The 19378-nt window shown below is 71.9% G+C and carries 20 protein-coding genes; 3 read left to right on the top strand and 17 right to left on the bottom strand.

Annotation, left to right across the window (positions count from 1 at the left end; genetic code table 11):
• Window positions 1–17: 17 nt before the first annotated feature.
• From ACVCAG_RS13880 to ACVCAG_RS13815, 14 genes are all read right to left on the bottom strand, one after another.
• Window positions 18–1592 carry a lipopolysaccharide biosynthesis protein gene (locus tag ACVCAG_RS13880; RefSeq protein ID WP_447189903.1) on the bottom strand — a complete coding sequence of 525 codons (1575 nt, stop codon included), beginning with the start codon at window positions 1590–1592 and terminating at the stop codon, window positions 18–20.
• Entirely contained in the window at window positions 1589–2632 is a 1044-nt protein-coding gene (locus tag ACVCAG_RS13875) for a hypothetical protein (RefSeq protein ID WP_447189902.1), read from the bottom strand. The genes ACVCAG_RS13880 and ACVCAG_RS13875 overlap by 4 nt, the downstream gene beginning before the upstream one ends.
• Window positions 2629–4032: a DUF4910 domain-containing protein gene (locus ACVCAG_RS13870; RefSeq protein WP_440083968.1), complete on the bottom strand. Its 1404-nt coding sequence runs from the start codon at window positions 4030–4032 to the stop codon at window positions 2629–2631. The genes ACVCAG_RS13875 and ACVCAG_RS13870 overlap by 4 nt, the downstream gene beginning before the upstream one ends.
• The gene (locus ACVCAG_RS13865) at window positions 4022–5062 is read right to left on the bottom strand and encodes an NAD-dependent epimerase/dehydratase family protein (RefSeq protein ID WP_447189901.1); all 1041 of its coding nucleotides are present in this window, start codon (window positions 5060–5062) and stop codon (window positions 4022–4024) included. Before ACVCAG_RS13865 ends, ACVCAG_RS13870 begins: the two co-directional genes overlap by 11 nt.
• A 5-nt stretch (window positions 5063–5067) precedes the next feature.
• A complete protein-coding gene (locus ACVCAG_RS13860; RefSeq protein WP_440083966.1) occupies window positions 5068–5718 on the bottom strand; it encodes a PIG-L family deacetylase in 651 nt (216 codons plus the stop codon).
• Entirely contained in the window at window positions 5715–6578 is an 864-nt protein-coding gene (locus tag ACVCAG_RS13855) for a sugar phosphate nucleotidyltransferase (protein ID WP_447189900.1), read from the bottom strand. Before ACVCAG_RS13855 ends, ACVCAG_RS13860 begins: the two co-directional genes overlap by 4 nt.
• Entirely contained in the window at window positions 6575–7819 is a 1245-nt protein-coding gene (locus ACVCAG_RS13850) for a class I SAM-dependent methyltransferase (RefSeq protein WP_447189899.1), read from the bottom strand. The genes ACVCAG_RS13855 and ACVCAG_RS13850 overlap by 4 nt, the downstream gene beginning before the upstream one ends.
• 63 nt (window positions 7820–7882) lie before the next feature.
• Window positions 7883–8740, bottom strand: coding sequence for a dTDP-4-dehydrorhamnose reductase (rfbD, locus tag ACVCAG_RS13845; protein WP_447189898.1), 858 nt, complete (start codon window positions 8738–8740; stop codon window positions 7883–7885).
• Complete coding sequence (gene rfbB / locus ACVCAG_RS13840) at window positions 8737–9822, bottom strand: dTDP-glucose 4,6-dehydratase (RefSeq protein ID WP_440083962.1); 1086 nt, start codon at window positions 9820–9822, stop codon at window positions 8737–8739. The genes rfbD and rfbB overlap by 4 nt, the downstream gene beginning before the upstream one ends.
• Complete coding sequence (locus tag ACVCAG_RS13835; protein WP_440083961.1) at window positions 9819–10886, bottom strand: glucose-1-phosphate thymidylyltransferase; 1068 nt, start codon at window positions 10884–10886, stop codon at window positions 9819–9821. The genes rfbB and ACVCAG_RS13835 overlap by 4 nt, the downstream gene beginning before the upstream one ends.
• Window positions 10886–12340, bottom strand: coding sequence for an exopolysaccharide biosynthesis polyprenyl glycosylphosphotransferase (locus ACVCAG_RS13830; protein ID WP_440083960.1), 1455 nt, complete (start codon window positions 12338–12340; stop codon window positions 10886–10888). Before ACVCAG_RS13830 ends, ACVCAG_RS13835 begins: the two co-directional genes overlap by 1 nt.
• A gap of 244 nt (window positions 12341–12584) precedes the next feature.
• The gene (locus ACVCAG_RS13825) at window positions 12585–12935 is read right to left on the bottom strand and encodes a hypothetical protein (RefSeq protein ID WP_440083959.1); all 351 of its coding nucleotides are present in this window, start codon (window positions 12933–12935) and stop codon (window positions 12585–12587) included.
• Window positions 12936–12993: 58 nt separating this feature from the next.
• The gene (locus ACVCAG_RS13820; RefSeq protein WP_440083958.1) at window positions 12994–13617 is read right to left on the bottom strand and encodes a GntR family transcriptional regulator; all 624 of its coding nucleotides are present in this window, start codon (window positions 13615–13617) and stop codon (window positions 12994–12996) included.
• The gene (locus tag ACVCAG_RS13815) at window positions 13614–14603 is read right to left on the bottom strand and encodes an EamA family transporter (RefSeq protein WP_440083957.1); all 990 of its coding nucleotides are present in this window, start codon (window positions 14601–14603) and stop codon (window positions 13614–13616) included. The genes ACVCAG_RS13820 and ACVCAG_RS13815 overlap by 4 nt, the downstream gene beginning before the upstream one ends.
• A 256-nt stretch (window positions 14604–14859) precedes the next feature.
• Here ACVCAG_RS13815 and ACVCAG_RS13810 point away from each other — a divergent pair, with 256 nt between their 5' ends.
• Window positions 14860–15228: a barstar family protein gene (locus tag ACVCAG_RS13810; protein WP_440083956.1), complete on the top strand. Its 369-nt coding sequence runs from the start codon at window positions 14860–14862 to the stop codon at window positions 15226–15228.
• Here the strand turns inward: ACVCAG_RS13810 and ACVCAG_RS13805 are convergent.
• On the bottom strand, window positions 15138–15479 hold the full coding sequence (locus ACVCAG_RS13805) for an SWIM zinc finger family protein (protein ID WP_440083955.1): 342 nt from the start codon (window positions 15477–15479) through the stop codon (window positions 15138–15140). The genes ACVCAG_RS13810 and ACVCAG_RS13805 overlap by 91 nt on opposite strands.
• A gap of 241 nt (window positions 15480–15720) precedes the next feature.
• Here ACVCAG_RS13805 and ACVCAG_RS13800 point away from each other — a divergent pair, with 241 nt between their 5' ends.
• Together ACVCAG_RS13800 and ACVCAG_RS13795 are read left to right on the top strand one after the other, a co-directional pair.
• Entirely contained in the window at window positions 15721–17721 is a 2001-nt protein-coding gene (locus ACVCAG_RS13800; protein WP_440083954.1) for a nitrate- and nitrite sensing domain-containing protein, read from the top strand.
• Window positions 17718–18095, top strand: a complete 378-nt coding sequence (locus tag ACVCAG_RS13795; RefSeq protein ID WP_440083953.1) for a DUF742 domain-containing protein — start codon at window positions 17718–17720, stop codon at window positions 18093–18095. Before ACVCAG_RS13800 ends, ACVCAG_RS13795 begins: the two co-directional genes overlap by 4 nt.
• A gap of 11 nt (window positions 18096–18106) precedes the next feature.
• Here ACVCAG_RS13795 and ACVCAG_RS13790 read toward each other — a convergent pair whose 3' ends face one another.
• Both ACVCAG_RS13790 and ACVCAG_RS13785 read right to left on the bottom strand, forming a co-directional pair.
• Window positions 18107–18598 carry a GNAT family N-acetyltransferase gene (locus tag ACVCAG_RS13790; RefSeq protein WP_440083952.1) on the bottom strand — a complete coding sequence of 164 codons (492 nt, stop codon included), beginning with the start codon at window positions 18596–18598 and terminating at the stop codon, window positions 18107–18109.
• Between the two features lie 55 nt (window positions 18599–18653).
• Entirely contained in the window at window positions 18654–19307 is a 654-nt protein-coding gene (locus ACVCAG_RS13785) for an NUDIX domain-containing protein (protein WP_440083951.1), read from the bottom strand.
• Between the last annotated feature and the right edge of the window lie 71 nt (window positions 19308–19378).

Below are 19378 nucleotides of genomic sequence, written 5' to 3'. Positions count from 1 at the left end.
GCGGGTTCTGTGGACGGTCAGCGGGCGCGGGCCGGGACCACCCGCGCGCCGAGCTGTCTGAGCCGCGCCGCGGGTACGGCGATCAGGAGGTACGCGAGCAGTCCCCCGCCACCGGCCACGCAGAGCTGGACGAGCGCGGAGCCCGCGGTCACCCCGCCCGGCGCGCCACCGACGATCGCCCCACCCGTCAGGCCGCTCGTCAGGCCGGCGAGCGTCACCGTGACGACCGTCGCGACCGCGGCCCCCAGCAGCGGGCGGACGAGGGCGGGCAGGACGGGTGCCAGGCGCACCCCCGCGCGGCTCAGCACCAGGGCCGCCACCGGCAGGGCGACCAGGACACCGGCCAGCGCGTGCCCGATCGCCGCGCCGCGGATGCCGTACCAGTGCGTGCCCGCCCACAGCGCGGGCACCAGCGCCACGGCCCAGCCGAGGTTCATCCACACGGTGGCCCTGGTGGCGCCCGCCGAGGTGAGGATGTCGAAGGCGAGGGAGGTGAGCATCCGCACGACCATCAGGACCGCCAGCAGCGCCAGGACCCCGGCGGCCGGGGCCCACTTCTCGCCGTAGAGGAACGCCACGATCGCCGGGGCCAGCGTGGCGGTCACCACGGCGACCGGCAGGACGAACGCGACCAGCAACGGCACCGAGCGCTGCACCCCCAGCGACAGCGCCTGGGGCCGCTGCTCGGCCAGCCGCGAGAAACTGGGCACGGTGACGTACCGCAGGGCGGTGCCGATCACGCTGGGCACCCAGCTGGAGACGTTGAACGCCAGCAGGTAGAAGCCGAGGGCAACGGGGCCGAGCACGGCGCCGACGATGACGTAGTCGGCGTTCATCAGCACCGCCTCGATGCCGAGCCCCAGGGCCAGCGGCGCCCCGAACCGCAGGAGCCTGACCGCCACCTCCCGGTCGAAGCCGAGGCGGAACGGCAGCCCGGCCCAGGCGAACACCAGCGCGCCGGTGACCGTGTTGGCCGCCACCTGCCCGACGGCGAAGCTGTAGGCGCCCGCGCCGTTCGCGGCGAGCGTGACGGCCACCCCCGCGTTGACCAGCGAACCCGCGATGTTGGCCTTGGTCAGCCTGTCGTGCCCGAACCCGCGCATCAGCGAGCCCGCCCGCACGGCGGTGACGCCGTCGATGAGGATGACCGCGGTGAGCAGCCGGACCACCGGGGTGGCCTCCGCGCTGCCCGCCAGCTCCGCGAAGTACGGGGCCACCACCCAGAAGATCCCGTACATCCCGGTGCTGAACGCCACGGCCATGACCGTCGCCGTCGGCGCCATGTCCTCGACCCTGCCCCGCCACTGCACGGTGGCGGCGATGATGCCGACGTCGTTGACGTGCATGACGAAGGTGGTCGCGGCGAGCGCGATGGCGTAGAGGCCGAAGTCCTCGGGCACGAGCAGCCGGGCGAGCACCAGTCCCATGACGAAGGTGGTCGCCTTCGTCCCCAGGTTGCCCAGAAGACTCCAGCGCAGCCCGCGACCGGCCTTCCTGCCGATCGTCCCGACCTGCTCACCGGCCGTGCCGGTCACACCGGTCGCACCGGCCGAACCGGTTCCGTCGCCCGTCTCGTGGGGCGGCCCGCTCAACGGGGCTCCTCGACGCGTTCGAGCCAGATCTCCCGCCAGAACGGGACGAACTCGCGCGGGCAGCTGACGTTGTACGCGCCCGCGCAGACGACGCCCTCCAGGACGATGCAGGGGTTCTTCATCCGCAGCATCCGGCCGGTCTTCTCGTCCAGGCACCTCTCGACGCGGGCGCTCACCCGCGCGACGTGGCCGCAGTAGCGCGACATCTCCTCCTCGAACCCCATGCCGCGGTTGAGCAGGCCGTCGTTGAGCGTCTTGAGGATCTCCTCCTTGGACTTGACCCTGACGAGCTCTCCCGGCCGCAGGTCCAGGGTGAGCGTCGGGGTGGTGGGCCCGGCCTCGCCCCTGACGAACCCCCAGCGCAGCCCGCCCCTGACCCACAGCCACCTGGGCAGGACGCGCCTGCTCGCCTGCTGGAAGCGGTTGAACAGCCCGACGAGGAACGAGCGCAGCATCCAGGTCACGCCCACGTTCCCGGTGCGCACGTCGGCGACGTACTGCCCGACGTCCTTGAACGGCAGGCAGGTCGGCGCGGCGCGCAGCAGCTCGGTCGCCTGGCAGGAGAAGCGTTCCTCCCCGTCGGGGCCCGGCTCCTTCCTGGTGGCGGCCTGCAGGATCGGCAGCAGGGGCCTGCCCGCGGCGAGACCGTTCTCCGCGGGGGGAGCGGCGGGAGAGGCCGGGTCCACCCGCTTGAGCCAGGACTCCTTCCAGTAGAACTGGCAGGCCGTCTGGCAGCCGCCGTGCGCCTGCCCGTCGCAGCGGGCCCCGGTCAGGTGGACGGCGCGCTCCATCCGCCGCATGCCGCTGCTGCTGATCGTGTCGCAGAGCTTGTGCGCCACCTTGTGCACCGTGAGCCGCCGCCCGCAGAAGGCCAGCATCTCCGGCATGAAGGGCAGCTCGTCCAGCTCCCCCCTCTCGTCCAGCGTGGCCATGATCTCGGCCTCGCCGAGCACCTCCACCGTCTCGCCGACCCGGAGGTTGAGCGCCCCGCCCGCCCTGGAGCCCGCCCGGGAGCCCGTCACGACCTGGAACCGCGTCACAGCGAACACTCCTTGAGAAGTCCCGAACCGCGAAGGGCCCGTGCCGCCTCCGCCACGGCACCGAAGGGAAGATCGGACCGTTCCGCGATGTCCAGGAGGCTGTGCCTCCCGTCGGAGAGGTTCAGCACCCACAACATCGCCATCTGGGCCTCCCTCGCGTCGCTGCGCCCGCCCAGCGACCCGTACAGGCCCCGCCTGCCCAGCTGCGGTTCCCCGTACGGGCTGAGGTTGAGGTAGGCGCGGTTGTCCTCCAGCACCCGGGTGACCTCCCAGCAGGTCTCCAGGGTGTCGGCCATCGCCTCGGGGGAGACGAAGTCCGGGTCGTCGGCGGAGGTGTGATACTCCGGGTAGCCCGCGTACGGGGTCCTGGTGAGCGAGCCGACGGGCAGGTCGAAGCCGGGCGAGCAGAACTGCCGCTCGTCGTAGCCGTACGGGGAGAAGTCCACGACCGTGTGGGGGCGCCCCGAGCTGCGCAGGACGTGCCGCACCGCCCTGTCGATCTCGGCGTCGCCCCGCCTGCTGCGCTTGTACGTCAGCGGGCCGCGGTCTCCCGCGCAGGCCAGCACCAGGCCGTGCCTGATCCGCCCGGCGCGCTCCCGGTTGCGCGCCAGCCAGGTGATCGCGCCGATGGTGCCCGGCGCGAACAGGAAGCGGTAGGTGTACCACGGGTCGGCCCCGGCCAGCCGCCGGGCGAGCCGGACCGCCACCGCGACGCCCGCCAGGTTGTCGTTGGCCAGCGAGGGGTGGCACACGTGGCAGGAGACGAGCACCTCCTCGGCGACCCTGCCGGGCACCACGTGCTCGCCGTAGGTCAGGTGCCCGTCGGCGAGCGTCGAGTCGATCATGACCTCGTACGGCCCGTCGGGGAGACCCTCCAGGGTGTCGTGGGCCAGGCAGAAGCCCCACGTCTCCGCGTAGTAGCTCGTGCGGTACGGGACCAGGGCGGGCTGCTCGGGAAGCGTGTGCAGGTGCCCGCGCAGCTCGTCCAGGGTCATGGTGGCCGACACCGGGACGCTGTAGCCGACCACGTGCAGGTTCGACGCGGCGAAGTCGACGACCCTGGCCCCCGAGGCGTCCTTGACGTACGCGTCGCGGATGTTCCACTCCCTGGGGACCGTCCAGTCGAGGACCTGGGTGCCCGTCGGCACCTCGCGGACCTGCAGGCGGAGGGACTCTCCGACGATCTCCAGGGTGCGGCGCACGCCGTCGCCGGTGATGCTCCTGCAGAGCGGGTAGAGCCGCTCCACGAGGTCCCGCATCTCGCGCGCCTCGTCACCGCTCCCCGCCCCCGGCGCCTCGCCGCCGTCTCCCGCTCCCGGTGCCTCACCGCCGTTCACCGTGCCCGGCGCCTCGTCACCGTTTCCCGCTTCCCGCGCCTCGCCGCCGGTGTCACCCGTCACCGCGCACCGCCCCGCGTGGCCGCAGCGCCCCGTCGACGGTTCCGGCCTCGCGACGGGCCGACAGCCACGCCAGCCTGGTGAAGTGGCGCCGGAAGCCGTCCTCGGTCAGGCCGAACCGCCCGTACGCCTCGGCCAGCTCGACCGCGCCCGCCTTCACCGTCCACAGCGCCCGGTAGCCGGGGAGCGCGTCCCGAATCCGGGAGAAGTCGACCCGGTAGGAGCGCGGGTCGGCCCCGGTCTCCCCGGTGATCACGACCCGGGAGCCGGGCACCGCCTCGGCGACCTCGGCGGCGATCTCCGCCACCGTCACGTTGTTCTCCTCGGTGCCGACGTTGAAGGCCCTGGCGTGGACGGCGTCGCGCGGGGCGGCCAGCGCCATGGCGAAGGCGTTCGCGATGTCGGCGGCGTGCACCAGCGGGCGCCACGGGGTGCCGTCGGACAGCACCCTGACCTCGCCGGACAGGAGCGCGTGGCCGACGAGGTTGTTCAGCACGATGTCCGCGCGCAGCCTGGGCGAGAACCCGAACGCGGTGGCGTTGCGCAGGAACACCGGGCTGAAGTCGTCGTCGGCCAGCTTGAGCAGGTCGTTCTCCACCCGGACCTTGGAGTCGGCGTACGGGGTGACCGGGCGCAGCGGCGCGTCCTCGTCGACCAGGTCCGAGCCGGAGGCGCCGTAGACCGAGCAGGTGGAGGCGTACAGGAACCGGCGCACGCCCGCGTCGCGGGCCAGCCGGGCCAGCCGCACCGAGGCGCGGTGGTTGATGTCGTAGGTCAGCTCGGGCGCCAGCGCGCCCAGCGGGTCGTTGGACAGGGCGGCGAGGTGCACCACCGCGTCCACCCCCGCCAGGACCTCGGGCGTGACGTCCCGCAGGTCGACGGCGTGTCCGGGCGGGTCGTCGGGCGCGGGGCCCAGGACGCATCCGGCGAAGAGCCCGGAGTCGAGCCCGGTCACCTCGTGGCCCGCGGCGGCGAGCACCGGGACCATCACACTCCCCAGGTAGCCCTGGTGCCCGGTCAGCAGCACGCGCATCCGGTTCAGCCTCCAGCCAGGTCGAAGATCAGCTTGTTGACGTGGAACGCCTCGGCGTAGCGGGCGTGGCACTCGATCCCGCGGATGCGGGCCAGCCCCAGGAACGCCTCGCGGTCGAACCAGGAGCGGTGACGCTGGGAGGGGTAGTGGCGGTGCAGCAGGCCCGCCTTCGCCTCGGCCACCTCGGGCGTGAGCGGCTGGTAGGCCGAGGGCCGCCCGAGGTCGCCGTCCCACTTGGCGATCTCGTAGCCGAGCACCTGGTGGTCGCGGAAGGCCGTGGGCACCAGCCTGGCCAGGCCCCGGTGGTCCTGGTGGGCGTCGGCGGGGTTCGGCGCGAGCAGCAGGTCGGGGTCGGTGCGCGCCCGCAGCTCCTCCACCGCCTCCTTCGCCTCCTCCCAGCGCGCGGGCAGCCGCCCGTCGGGCAGTTTGAGCACGGTGAGCCGCAGGTCGGCGCCGGGACAGAACGCGGCCAGCGCGGCACGTTCCTCGTCCTCCCGCTCGGTCCCGCCGCCGGAGAGCACCAGGGCGTCCACCTGGACGCCGGGGCGCGCGGAGCAGAGGGTGAGCAGGCTGCCGCCCGCCCCGATGGCGAGGTCGTCGCAGTGCGCGGCGAGCAGCGCGATCCGGCCCGTTCCGGCCGGCCGGAACCGGATCACGTGACCGTCACCGCCGCGGGCCCGTACCCGGGCGCCGCCTCGCGCTCCGGGACCGTCACGGATCCGGGTACGGGCACCGGCGCCCGCTCGCGCTCCCACAGCGCCCAGGGGCGGTCGCCGCGCGAGTAGGCCTCGTCGAGGGCCACCCGTTCCTTGACCGTGTCGGTCGGCCGCCAGTAGCCGCGGTGCGGGTAGGCGAGCAGCCTGCCGCGCTTGGCCAGCTCGGCGCAGCCGTCCGCGACCAGGTCGCCGCCCTCCGGGATGTGGTCGAAGATCTCCTGGCGGAGCACGAAGTATCCGCCGTTGACCCAGAGCGGCATCTCGCTGACCGGCGTGATCCCGCCGACCGTGCCGCGCTCCCCCAGCTCGATGCAGTGGAAGGTGTCGGCGGGCGGCACCACCATCATCGACGCGCCCGCGCCCGACCGGGTGAAGCGGTCGACGATCTCCGGCAGCGGCGCGTCGGTGAGCACGTCGGCGTAGTTGGCCAGGAAGATCTCCTCGCCGTCCAGGTGGTCGCGGACCCGGCGCAGCCGCTCGCCAATCGGCGACGCGATCCCGGTCTGCACGAACGAGATCGACCACTCGGAGATGTCGGTGGACAACAGCTCGATCCTGCCCCCGCGCAGGACGAAGTCGTTGGACGTCGTCTCCTGGTAGTTCAGGAAGAAGTCCTTGATGTGGTGCGCGCCGTACCCCAGGCAGAGGACGAACTCGGTGTGCCCGAAGTGCGCGTAGTAGCGCATCACATGCCAGATGAGCGGCCGGGGCCCCACGAGTTGCATGGGCTTGGGCACGTCACCGGGGGTGCCGGTGCGCATCCTGGTGCCGTATCCGCCGCAGAAGAGGACGACCTTCACGGGTTCACCTCGACGATCTCCAGGTCGGGGATGGGGAAGACCAGCCGGCCTCCCCAGGCGTGCACGAAGGACAGCTGGCCGACGAGTTCCTCGCGGAGGTTCCACGGCAGGACCAGCACGTAGTCGGGCCGCTCCTCGGCGAGCCGCTCGGGCGGCAGGATCGGCACGCGCGTGCCGGGGGTGAACCTGCCGTGCTTGTACGGGTTGCGGTCGACGGTGAAGGGGAGCAGGTCGGGCCGGATGCCGCAGTGGTTGAGCAGGGTGTTGCCCTTGCCCGGCGCCCCGTAGCCCGCGACGGTCCTGCCCTCGCGGGCGGCGTCGAGCAGGAAGCCCAGCAGGTCCCGCCGCACCCGCGCCACCCGCTCGCCGAACTCGGCGTACCCGGACAGCTCGTGCAGGCCGGCGGCCTTCTCCGCGGCGAGCAGCGCGGCCACCCGCTCGCCCGGCTCGCCGAGCTCGCCGACGATCTCCAGCGGCCTGGCCCACAGCCGGATCGAGCCCCCGTGCGTGGGCAGCGACTCGACGTCCACGAGGGCGAGCCCGCCGGCGGCCAGGGCGCGCCGGGCGGAGGCGACCGTGTAGTACTGGAAGTGCTCGTGGTAGATCGTGTCGTACTGGTTGTGCTCCATCAGGGTGAGCAGGTGCTGGACCTCGATGGAGACCCAGCCGTCGTCGGCCACCAGGGCGCGCAGCCCCCGGGTGAACCCGATGACGTCCGGGATGTGGGCGTAGACGTTGTTGGCCACCACCAGGTCGGCGGGCCCGTGCTCCGCGCGCACCGAGGCGCCGGTCTCCGGGCCGAGGAACGCGGTGAGGGTCGCCACCCCGGCGTCCCTGGCCGCCCGGCCGACGTTCTCCGACGGCTCGATCCCCAGGCACCGGATGCCCCGCTCGACGACGTGCCGCAGCAGGTACCCGTCGTTGCTGGCCACCTCGACCACGAACGACCCGGCCCCCAGCCCGAGCCGGTCGGCCGCCCCGCGCACGAACTCCCGCGCGTGCTCCACCCACGAGGTGGAGTACGAGGAGAAGTAGGCGTACTCGGTGAAGGTCTCCTCCGGCGTGATCATCGGTGGGATCTGCGCCAGCCAGCAGCCGGTGCAGACCCGCAGGTGCAGCGGGTAGGTGACCTCGGGCTCCTCCAGCTGCCGCTCGGTGAGGAACCGCTCGCAGGGCGGTGTCGCCCCGAGGTCGACGACGCTGGCGAGGCTCGTCGAGCCGCACAGCCTGCAGGTTGTCATGAATGCGCTCCCTCGCCGCGTGACGCGGTCCGACGGTTCTCCGACTGGGTCGTTCTCGTGCCGCTAACCCGCCACGAGCACACGGGACTCCCTCAGCGCCTCTCGCCAGTGCCGCATCGGCGGCAGCCCGGCCGCGCGCCGGCCGTCGTCCCCGAGCACGCTGTACGCGGGCCGGGACGCGAGGCGTGGGAAGTCCTTGGAGGAGACCTCGGTCACCCGGGCGGGATCGGCGCCGAGCAGCGCGAAGACCTCCCTGGCCAGGCCGTACCAGCTCGTGTGGCCCGAGTTGGTGGCGTGGTAGACGCCGGGTGGCGCCCCGCTCCCGGCCAGGCCGACGATCCTGGCGGCCAGGTCCCCGGCCCAGGTGGGCTGGCCGAACTGGTCGCCGACGACGTCGGGGGCCGCCCCCTCCCTCTCCAGGCGGGCCATCGTGCGGACGAAGTTGTGGCCGGTCGCCGCGTACAGCCAGGCGGTGCGCACCACGTAGCCGCCGCGCGGCAGCACCTCCAGCACGGCGCGCTCGCCCGCCAGCTTGGTCCTGCCGTACGCGTTGACCGGGCAGGGCCGCGCGTCCTCGGGGTAGGGGTCCGGCGCGGTGCCGTCGAAGACGTAGTCGCTGGAGGGCTGGATCATCCGCGCGCCGGCGCGCCCGCACGCCTCGGCGAGCGCGCGCACCCCGGTGCCGTTGACCGCGAGCGCCTCGTCCTCCCGCGTCTCCGCCTCGTCGACGGCGTTCCACGCGGCGCAGTTCACCACGACGTCGGGGCCGTGGGAGGTGACCAGGCGGCGTACGGCGGACGTGTCGCGAAGGTCCAGCTCCTGCCTGCCGAACGCGAGGACGGGCCGCCCCTCGGCGCGCAGGCGGGCCGTCAGTTCGGTCCCGAGCATGCCGGAGGCACCGATGATCATCCAGCGGGTCATCCGTTCTTCCCTCCCCGCCGCCCGCCCGCCGCACCGGCCGGGCCCCCCGCGTTCACCGCGCCCGCCGGACCGGACGGGCCGGCCGCACCGGGCGGGCCGTCATCCGTCTCCTCCACGGCGGCCTCCCACCAGCCGGGGTTGTCCTCGTACCAGCGGACCGTCTCCGCCAGGCCCTGCTCGAACGACACGGACGGCCGGTAGCCGAGCGCGCGGAGCCGGGAGTCGTCCAGGGAGTAACGGCGGTCGTGCCCCTTGCGGTCGGGGACGCGCTCGACCATGTCCCACCCGGCGCCGCAGGCCTCGAGGAGCCGGGCGGTGAGCTCGAGGTTGCTCAGCTCCGCCGTACCGCCGATGTGGTAGACCTCCCCGCACTCGCCGCGCTCGGCGACGAGGCGGATGCCCGCGCAGTGGTCGTCGACGTGGACCCAGTCGCGGACGTTGCCGCCGTCGCCGTAGAGCGGGACCCTGCGACCTCGCAGGAGGTGGGTGACGAAGCGCGGGATCAGCTTCTCCGGATGCTGGCGAGGACCGTAGTTGTTGCCGCAGCGCGTGATGGAGACCGGCAGTCCGTGGGTGACCGCGTACGCCTGGGCGACCATGTCGCCGCTCGCCTTGGCCGCGGAGTAGGGCGAGCGCGGGCTGAGCGGCGAGCTCTCGTCCCAGGAACCACTCTCGATCGACCCGTACACCTCGTCGGTCGAGACCTGCACCACCCGCGGGGTGCCCGCGTCCAGGCAGGCCTGCATCAGTGCCTGCGTGCCGAGGACGTTGGTCCGTACGAAGTCGGCGGCACCGTCGATCGACCGGTCGACGTGGGACTCGGCGGCGAAGTTGACGACGAGGTCGTGCCCGGGGACCAGGCCGGCCAGGAGCTCGCCGTCGCAGACGTCGCCGTACACGAAGTCGTGGGGTGTCCCCTCCAGGTTGGCCGGGTTTCCCGCGTAGGTGAGCTTGTCGAGGACCGTCACGGCGGTCCCGCTCGCGGCGAGCACACGGGCGAAGTGGGAGCCGATGAACCCGGCACCCCCGGTGACCAGGACCTTCGATGGGGTGGGGGTCGTCCCCCGGTCGGCTGCTGTCATGAGCTGATCTGGACCTTGCTGTGATCGCCCAGCACGAGACGGTGGGCTCTGGGGGTGGTGGGGGCGGGGGTGACCTCGACGTCGTGGCCGATGAGGGACGCCTCGATCCGCGAGACTCCGGCGATCGATGATCTGGGCAGGACGATCGAGTACTCGATCTCGCTGCCGCTGATCGCGCAGCCTGCCGCGATCGAGGTGAAGGGGCCGATGTAGCTGTCCCGGATCCGGGCGCCGGAGCCGATGATCGCGGGCCCGACGACGCGGGACCGCTCGATCGTGGCGCCCTTCTCGACGACCACCCGGCCGATCAGCTGGCTGGCGTCGTCGACCAGGCCGTCCACCCGGGGCTCCAGGGACTCCAGCACCAGCCGGTTGACCTCCAGCATGTCGGTGACGTTGCCGGTGTCCTTCCAGTAGCCGGAGATGACGGAGGACTCGACCCGCCGCCCGTCGGCGATCAGCCAGTGGACGGCGTCGGTGATCTCCAGCTCTCCGCGCCACGAGGGCTTGAGCTCGGCCACCGCCTCGTGGATCGCGGCGGTGAACAGGTAGACACCGACCAGGGCGAGGTCGCTCTTGGGGACGGGCGGCTTCTCCTCCAGCCCGATCACCCGGCCGGCGGCGTCGAGTTCGGCGACTCCGAACTGCCGGGGGTCCCCGACCCTGGTGAGCATGATGTGGGCGGCGGGCCGCTCGCGGGTGAAGCGTTCGACGACGTCGTCGATGCCGCCGACGATGAAGTTGTCGCCGAGATACATGACGAAGTCGTCGTCGCCGAGGTAGTCGCGGGCGACGAGCACCGCGTGGGCCAGGCCCAGCGGCGCCCGCTGGCGGATGTAGGTGACCTCCAGGCCGAACGCGCGGCCGTCGCCGACGGCCGCCTCGATCTCGGCGTGCGTGTCGCCCACGACGATCCCGATCTCTCGGACGCCCGCGGCGGCGATGTCCTCCAGCCCGTAGAAGAGGATGGGCTTGTTGGCGACGGGTACGAGTTGCTTGGCGGAGGTGTGGGTGATCGGCCGCAGCCGGGTGCCCAGCCCTCCGGCGAGCACGAGTGCTTTCACTAGTAGGCCCCTTCTCCGCCGGTCACGGCGCTCCAGGTCTTCCAGAGGATCTGCAGGTCCAGGAAGAGCGACCAGTTCTCGACGTATCGGAGATCCAGGCGGACCGACTCCTCCCAGGTCAGGTCCGAGCGCCCGCTGACCTGCCACAGGCCGGTCATGCCGGGTTTCACGACCAGGCGGCGGCGCACGTCCGCGCCGTACTGCCTGACCTCGTCGGGGAGGGGCGGTCGCGGGCCGACGAGGGACATCTCTCCGCGCAGCACGTTGAGCAGCTGGGGCAGCTCGTCGACGGAGTATCGGCGCAGGAAGGCGCCCACTCGGGTGATTCTTGGATCGTTCCTAATCTTGAACAGGACGCCGTCGAACTCGTTCTCCCGCTCCAGGTCGATCTTGAGGTGCTCCGCGCCGACCACCATCGTGCGAAATTTCACGACGTGGAACTCCACTCCCCCCTTACCTACCCTGACCTGGCGGAAGAGGGCGGGTCCCGGGCTCGTCGCGCGGATCAGCGCGGCGATCACCAGCATCGGCGCGCCCAGTGCCAGGAGGGCCAGGCCCGCCCCCGTCCGGTCGAACAGGCTCTTGGCCAGCCGCCGGGCGCCGCGGAAGTCGGGGTGCTCGACGTGCAGGAGCGGCATGCCGGCGACCGGGCTGATGCTGATGCGCGGGCCGGCCACGTCCATGAGGGCGGGCGCCACGAACAGGTCGGTGCGGGCGTCCTCCAGGCCCCAGGCGAGCCTGCGCAGCGCCGCGCCGTCCAGTTCCGGGCAGGCCAGAACGGCGACGGCGTCGGCGTTGACCTCGGCCACCACCGCGGGGACGTCGGAGAAGCCGCCGAGGACCGGAACCCCGTCGACCTCCACCAGGTCGGGGCCCGCGGGCAGGCACGCGGCGACGACGGTCATGCCGTGGTGCGGCTGCCTGCGCAGCTGCATCACCAGGTCGAGCACCGACTCCCGGTGGCCGACGGCGACCATGTGGCGCATGTAGTCGCCGCGCGAGCGCCTGCGGTGCAGCCGCTTGCGCATCCGGTAACGGAAGAAGAGGGTGAGGGCGAAAGCGAGCGGGAACATCGCCATGACAAAGCTGCGGGCGATCGGAGTTTGCGTGATGTACGCACCGATCGCGACCGCCGCCGTCAGGCCGGCGGCGCCATTGAAAACCGCTCTGAATTCATCCGTTCCCTCACCGTGCGTGCGCTTGCGATAGGCACCACCCGACGCCAGGGCCAGCGGCCAGATCAGGGCGAGGCCCAGCCCGAGCAGGGCCTCCGTCGTGGGGATGAAAGCGCCGAACCACAGCCGGATCCCCAGAACGGTCTCGCAGGCGACCACGGAACACGCGACGTCTCCGGCAAGCAGAATACGGACATAAGAGCGCGTCCAAATGCTTGGAGCAGTGCGTGCAGGACCTTTGAGAAGCCCGAGGACGAGCTCCTCGGTTTCCACTCTCATACCACCCCGTCCCACCCAAGATGCCCGAACGCGACCGGCTAAGGGGCCGCGCGTCTCATTCAATGGTTGACAGAATTCCCTTATGCATCAGGAGCGTGGATACCCAGGGAAATCCTAGTGATCACCAATGAGTAGGGGAATACCGGTTACTGTCCACTATTGGCCGAAGTACGGCAGAGACGGCATCTTGACGGAACGATCCAAACGTGTAAGTTTGACCGCTGCATTTGGAAATAATTAGAAATTAGTCGTATTCGAAATCCGGCAGGGCCGACGGCGGTTCGGGGCTGCGCCACACGACGACGTAATCGTCGCGCGCGGACTCCACCGCCGCACCGAGCCGGTCGAGATCGAAATCCGGGAGATACCGGAGACGGGCGAGGAAGGTCGCGTCGGTCGCCGAGTGGGGCACCACGCACCCCTGGCCCTGCCGATCGAGAAGGATGTACAGGATGTCCGAGTCCGTGTCGCCCACTACCCGCACCTCGACGACGTCCTCCCACGCGAGGGCGTCAACGCTGCCGTCCGCGTAGTGACGGGTCACGCCTTCTTCGGTGACATATACGTAGGAGTCCGGCACTGAGTTGCCGTGCATGGGCGCGATTGTGACGACTTCAGGGCTCCGCGTGCAATAGAGCCATGCAAGTCGGTGCCTAATGATCGCCCCAGCTGTGATCGAGGTGCGCGGCGACCGCCTCCCTGGCGGCCTCCCCGGGACCCCGGCCGATCGCGTCGAGCAGGTCCCGGTGCTCGGCGACCAGCACGTGCCGGTCGGAGTAGACCGCGCGCAGCCTGACCAGGCCGAGCCTGGTCTCGGCGGCCAGCATGCCGTAGAGCCGCTCCAGGCGGGGGCTGCCCACCGCGACGACCAGCGCCTGGTGCAGGGCCATGTGCTCGGCCACCATCTCCGACCAGGGGGCGTCGGCGGGCAGCGCGGCCATCCGCGCCAGCGCCGCGTCGGCCTCCCCGACCCGCCGCCCCGCCAGCGAGGTGGCCGTCAGTTCCTCCAGCGGGCGCCGGACGAACATCAGGTCGTCCAGGTCGGCCACGCTCACCTCGGCCACCTGGGCGCTGCGGTGGCGCTCGCGCCTGAGCAGGCCCTCGTGCACGAGCACGGCGAGCGCCTCGCGGACGGTCGGGCGGGCCACCCCGTACAGGGCCGAGAGCTCCTGCTCCGGCAGCGTGGTGCCCGGCGGGATCTCGCCGGACAACACCCGCCGGCGCAGGGCGTCGGCGAGCGCGCCGACGGCGGAGACGGGATGAAGCGGGAGGGTCACGCCGACGACCCTATTGCCCTCCGGTCCCGGCCTCCCCGATGGACGCGCTCGGGCAGGGAGACCGCGACCAGGCTGGCACCGAGCAGGACGAGCCCGGCGACCGAGGCGGGCGCGAGCCGCTCGCCGAGCACGACGACGCCGAGCAGGGCCGCCACCGCGGGCTCGGCCAGGGCGAGGGTGGCGGCGGTCGCGACCGGGGTCGTGCGCAGCCCCCTGCCGTACAGGAAGTAGGCCAGCGCGGTGGTGGCACAGCCCAGGTAGAGGGCGGTGAGCAGGCCGCGCGGCTCGGCCAGCCAGCCGGTGCCCGTCCACAGCAGGACGGGCGCCATGACGACGGCGGCCCCGCCGAACATCAGCCCCATCACCGCGTCGGAGGGCGCTCCCGCGCCGATCGCCCGCGCCGCGGTGACCGCGTAGAACGCGTACAGCAGGCCGCCGAGCAGCGCGAGCAGGACACCGTCGGCCCGCACCTCGCCTCCCCCGCCGGTGAGCACGGCACAGCCGGCGATCGCCACCGCGGTCGCCCCCGCCCAGCGGCGGCCGGGCCACGCGCGGTCGAGCAGCCAGGACAGCAGCCCGGTGAAGACGGGACCGCTGCCGATGGCGACCACGGTGCCGACGGCCACCCCGGTCCTGCCGACCGCGGCGAAGTAGCACAGCTGGTACGCGGCCACGGCCATCGCCGCCGCCGCGAGCGGGCCCAGACGCGTCCCGAGACCGCGCCCCCGTTCCCGTTCCCGCCCTCCGGGAGAGCCCGCGAGAGAGCCCTCGGGGGAGCCTGCGGAAGAGCTCCCGGGGGAGCCCGTGAGGGAGCCTCCGGGCAGGAGCAGGAGCCGCGCCGCGGGAGCGGTGACGGCCGCGAGGACCAGTCCGCCGATCACCAGGCGGGCGGAGGCCAGGGATACGGGATCGACCCCGCTGACGAGCAGGCCCGCGGTTCCCGCGGTCCCCCAGAGCACGGCGGCTCCGATCACAGCGATTTTCATGGGTCGATTGTAGGCGGATTGTATGACAACTAGACAATTAGGTAAGGAGTGTCCGGCCAGGGGAGAGCGACGAAGACACGCCCGGCACCCCGTTTTCACGGGTTGGCGCGCGGGTAGTTCGGCGAGGTGAGATGTCCGAGTGGCAGCGCGAACCAGCAGTTCAGGGGGCACGGCCGATGGTGATCCAGGATGTCGCCCGCGAGAACGACCGCACGGGCGCCCGCGGCGTGCCCACCGGCGGCGGCCGGAGGCGAGGATGACCACGGTCTCCAGGGGAACGTTCCGCGAGGAGGCGGCCCGCGAGGTCGAGTCCATGATCGGGTCCGCCACGCCGCACCGGCTGGACGGTGTGAAGATCACCACTTCGGCCGAGGCGATGGACGCGATCGCCGAGGCCCTCGACCTGCCCGACCGTTTCGGGCACAACCTCGACGCGCTCTACGACGTGCTGACCGACCTGTCGTGGTTGCCGCCGGGCGAGCACCTGCTGATCTGGTCGGAGCCGTCGGCGCTCCGGGCCGGGGACCGGCCGGCCTACGACGCGATCCGGACCGTTCTCGCCGAGGCGGTCGCCGACGGCGCGACCGGAGGGTCCTTTTTGTCCGTCCTGATCCTGACCGACTGAGCCGTCGCCACGCAGTGGGCGCAGAAGACGCCGTTCCTGCCCTCGGGGCAGCTGCAGTGCCAGTGGAGGGTCCCGTCGACGAGCCGGAACTCGACACACGCGGCGCCGTCGTCGACCTCGGCGGTCACCCGCGGCGGGCCGAACCGGACCAGCTGCACCGCCCCCGCCCTCGCCAGTTCGCCACCGCGAACCAGCGCCGCCTGGTCGGCGCGCTCAGCCTCGGTTCCGATCAGGTCCGCGATCTTCTGCATCGTCGACCCCCCTTCTCTCTAAGAGACGCACGCGAGGAGCCGACGGTTCCGAACGGACAGATCGCGATAAATAGTCTCAATGTGTATCACGTGCACGTCTGGTCCCACGTGACCCACATTGCTATGTTTGGCCATTGTTAACCACGCATCTCAAGGTGTGCGAGGTATTATGGCCAGCCGAAAATACTCAATCAGGGTAAAGATTTTTACCTTACTCCTGGTACCTATTATATCCCTTGTAGTGATTTGGGTATTTGCGGCCAACATCACGGTCCAAGATGGGCAGGAGCTACTCAAGATCCGTGGCGGTTACGAGCAGGTGGTCGTGCCCGCCAGAAAGGTGACCACGGCGCTCCAGCACGAGCGGATGCTGTCGCTGTCCGTCCTGGGAGACGTCGGCGTCTCACGGAGGGAGCTGGACGCCCAGCGCCTGCGGACGAACGGCGCCAGAGCCGAGCTGGAACGGCTGGCCACCGAGGCCCGCCCCGACATCGCCCCCGCCACCTGGGGACGCCTGAGCCGGCTCCTCGCCTCGCTGGACCGGCTCACCGAGATCCGCAGCGGGGTCGACACCCGTACCGAGACCCGGCTGCGGACCCTCGACGCCTACAGCGGGATCATCGCGGCCGCCTTCGACGCCTACGAGAAGATCCGGATATCCGCCGACGTCGAGCTGAGCGATCAGACGCGAGCCGTCGTCATGGTCGGGCGGAGCCGCGAGATGCTCAGCCAGCAGGCCGCGCTGATATCCGGAGCCGTCGTCGAGGGGGCGATGAGCCCCGCGGAGCGCGCGAGGTTCGGCCAGCTGGTCACCGGCCGCAGGCTCCTGTACTCCCTGGGCTTCGACCAGCTCGACACCGAGTTCCAGTCCCTTTACACCCCCCTGCGCGACTCCTCCGGCTACTCCTCGTTCGAGAGGATCGAGGACGCCGTCTCCGCCTCGGCCGTGCCCGAGCCCTCCTGGGCCGGGATCGCCACGCGGCTCTCCGACGACTTCGACAGACGCGCCGGGGACGTCAGCAGGCGCATCAGCGAGCGGTCCATGTCCCTCGCCGGCGACATCATGGTCCGGATCGGCCTGGCCGCGGGGCTCGGCCTGGTCGCGATCGGGCTGTCCGTCTTCGTCTCGGTACGGTTCGGCCGCAGGCTCGCCGGCGAGCTGGTCGGCCTCCAGCAGGCGGCCCTCGACCTCGCGGGCAGGCGGCTGCCGGACGTGGTCCGGCGGCTCCGCCGGGGCGAGGACGTCTGCTCGGAGGCCCCCGAGATCAAGGTCGGCAGCACCGTCGAGGTCGCCGGGGTCGCCGAGGCGTTCTCCTCCGTGCAGCGGACCGCGGTCGAGGCGGCCGTCGGCCAGGCCCGGATGCGCAAGGGCGTCAACAAGGTCTTCGTGAACCTGGCCAGGCGCAGCCAGTCCCTGCTGTACCGGCAACTGGCCATGCTGGAGGCCATGCAGAGGCGGGCCAGCGACCCGGCGACCCTTGAGGACCTCTTCGGCCTGGACCACCTGACCACCCGGATGCGCCGGCACTCCGAGGGCCTGATCATCCTGTCCGGCGCCGCTCCCGGCCGGGGGTGGCGGAACCCGGTCACGATCTACGACGTGGTCCGCGCCGCGGTCGAGGAGGTCGAGGACTACCCGCGCGTGACGATCGGCGTCCCGCACGGCCCGTCCGTGATCGGCGCGGTCGCCACCGACGTGATCCACCTGGTCGCCGAACTGGTCGAGAACGCCGCCATGTTCTCTCCCCCCCACACCTCCGTACGCGTCCACGGCGACCTGGTCGCCAAGGGCTACGCCATCGAGGTCGAGGACAGGGGGCTCGGCATCCCCGCCGAGGAGACGGCGCGGCTCAACGCGCTGCTGGCCGACCCGCCGGAGTTCGACCTGGCCGACAGCGACCGGCTCGGCCTGTTCGTCGTCGCGCAGCTCGCCGCCCGGCACGGCATCCGCGTCTCCCTGCGGCCCTCCCCCTTCGGCGGCACCACGGCGATCGTGATGCTCCCGGGCGAACTGGTGGTCGAACCGGTCGATCCCCGGTTCACCTACTCGGTCGAGGTCGAACGGTTGCCCCCGGACGGCGACCTGCCCAAGCGGGTGCGCCAGACCGTACCCGCCGAGCGGACCGCCGCCGGAGTCCCGGGCGCGGGGACCCGGGAGACCCGCGAGGGCGCCGTCCCGAGCGGCGCGTCCAGGACGCCCCGCGACGGACGGCGGCGCGCCGGGCAGGAGGGTGGACCGTGACAGCGGAGCGTTCGCCCGACCGGTCCGACCGGTTCGATCAGGAGGCCGGCCCGATCGTCCGCCCCTACACGGTGACCCGCGGCCGGACCAGGCCCACGGGAGACCATTTCGACCTGATGGCCGTGGTGGTGGCGGTCAGGGCCCCCCGCCGGGAGCTGCAGCCCGAGCACCTGTCGATCCTGGACGCCTGCCGCGCGCCGATCCCGGTCGTCGAGCTGGCCGCGCGGACCGGCCTGGCGGTCGGGGTGCTCCGGGTGCTCCTCGGCGACCTGCGCGGCAGCGGCCTGATCACCGTACGGCCCCCCGCGCCCCCGTCGGCGGTTCCCCGCGAGAGCCTGCTCCGCGACCTGCTCGCCGGGCTCAGAACCCTCTGATCCCCTACCGCTCAGTCGGTGGCCAGGCGGGCGTGCCGCTCCACGTCGTAGCGGACGCCCTGGTGGCTCAGCTTGGCCCGCTCGATTCCCTCGGACAGGAATCCGGCCCTGGTGGCCACCGCGCAGGAGGCCTCGTTGCCGACCCGATGCCCCAGCTCCAGGCGGAACAGCCCTCGTTCCCCGAACGCCCACCCGGCCATCATCCTGACGGCGGCCACGGCCACGCCCCGTCCCCTGGCGCGCGGGAGCGTCCAGTAGGAGACCCAGCCGGTGCCGTGCGCGTCGATGTTGCTCACCGCGACGTTGCCCACGACCTCGCCGTTGGACACCACGGCGAACGCCCGCGCGTCGTCGCGGAACCCCCAGACCCCCATCCACTCCAGCGCCGCCTGGGCGGTGTCGATGGGCCGGGCCGCCTGCTCCGCCATGTCCGGGGAGCTGAACGCGTCGAGCACGACCGACGTGTCGTCGGGCCGCCATCCGCGCAACTCCACTTCCGTCATCCGTGCAGGGTAACGCCCGGCGACCGGCCCGTGAAGTGCGCCGACGCCGGACCGCTCACCTTCCCCGGCCGGAGAACGGACCGGACAGCGCCGCCCACTGCAGCAGCATGATGGTCTTCGCGTCGGCGATCTCCCCCGAGGCGATCATGCCCAGGGCCTTCGCGAAGGGCAGTTCCACCACCTCGATGTCCTCACCGTCGTCGGCCAGCCCCCCGCCGTCGGAGGTCCGCCGGTCCGCGCTGTACGGGGCGGCGAAGAAGTGGACGCGCTCGGTCACCGAGCCGGGGCTCATGTAGACGTCGAAGACGTGCTCCACCTCCCCGATGTCGTAGCCGGTCTCCTCCGCGGCCTCCCTGCGGATCGCGGTCTCCGGGTCGTCGTCGTCGAGCAGACCCGCCGCCGTCTCCAGCAGGAGCCCGTCGGGGTGGCCGTTCACGTAGACCGGGTAGCGGAACTGCCTGGTCAGCAGCACGGTCGCCCGCTCGGCGTCGTAGAGGAGCACCGTCGCGCCGTTGCCGCGGTCGTAGGTCTCCCGCTGCTCGGTGCTCCAGCCGCCGTCCCTGCGCCGGTAGTCGAACGTCGTTTTGCGCAGCACGTACCAGCTGGACGAGAGCAGCCGCACCTCCCGCACCCGGACCCGGGGGTTGCCGGTCAGATCCAGCCCCTCCCTGTCCAGTCCCGTACGACCCCGCCCATCCGGGACATCCACCCCAGGCACCCCACCCGACACCGGCTCCCCACCCTTCTCTCGACACCGCGCCGGTACGGCCCGCGCGGCCG

The sequence above is a fragment of the Streptosporangium sp. G12 genome (assembly GCF_052983175.1).
Note: the sequence above shows the minus strand (reverse complement) of the source record. Positions and strands in the feature narration are given on the sequence as shown.

Excerpts from the sequence above, each read along its gene's own strand:
- ACVCAG_RS13865 (WP_447189901.1), bottom strand. The coding sequence starts at position 5,062 with ATGCGCGTGCTGCTGACCGGGCACCAGGGCTACCTGGGGAGTGTGATG.
- ACVCAG_RS13805 (WP_440083955.1), bottom strand. The coding sequence starts at position 15,479 with ATGCAGAAGATCGCGGACCTGATCGGAACCGAGGCTGAGCGCGCCGAC.
- rfbD (WP_447189898.1), bottom strand. The coding sequence starts at position 8,740 with ATGACCCGCTGGATGATCATCGGTGCCTCCGGCATGCTCGGGACCGAA.
- ACVCAG_RS13815 (WP_440083957.1), bottom strand. The coding sequence starts at position 14,603 with ATGAAAATCGCTGTGATCGGAGCCGCCGTGCTCTGGGGGACCGCGGGA.
- rfbB (WP_440083962.1), bottom strand. The coding sequence starts at position 9,822 with ATGACAGCAGCCGACCGGGGGACGACCCCCACCCCATCGAAGGTCCTG.
- ACVCAG_RS13825 (WP_440083959.1), bottom strand. The coding sequence starts at position 12,935 with ATGCACGGCAACTCAGTGCCGGACTCCTACGTATATGTCACCGAAGAA.
- ACVCAG_RS13850 (WP_447189899.1), bottom strand. The coding sequence starts at position 7,819 with ATGACAACCTGCAGGCTGTGCGGCTCGACGAGCCTCGCCAGCGTCGTC.
- ACVCAG_RS13790 (WP_440083952.1), bottom strand. The coding sequence starts at position 18,598 with ATGACGGAAGTGGAGTTGCGCGGATGGCGGCCCGACGACACGTCGGTC.
- ACVCAG_RS13830 (WP_440083960.1), bottom strand. The coding sequence starts at position 12,340 with ATGAGAGTGGAAACCGAGGAGCTCGTCCTCGGGCTTCTCAAAGGTCCT.
- ACVCAG_RS13810 (WP_440083956.1), top strand. The coding sequence starts at position 14,860 with ATGACCACGGTCTCCAGGGGAACGTTCCGCGAGGAGGCGGCCCGCGAG.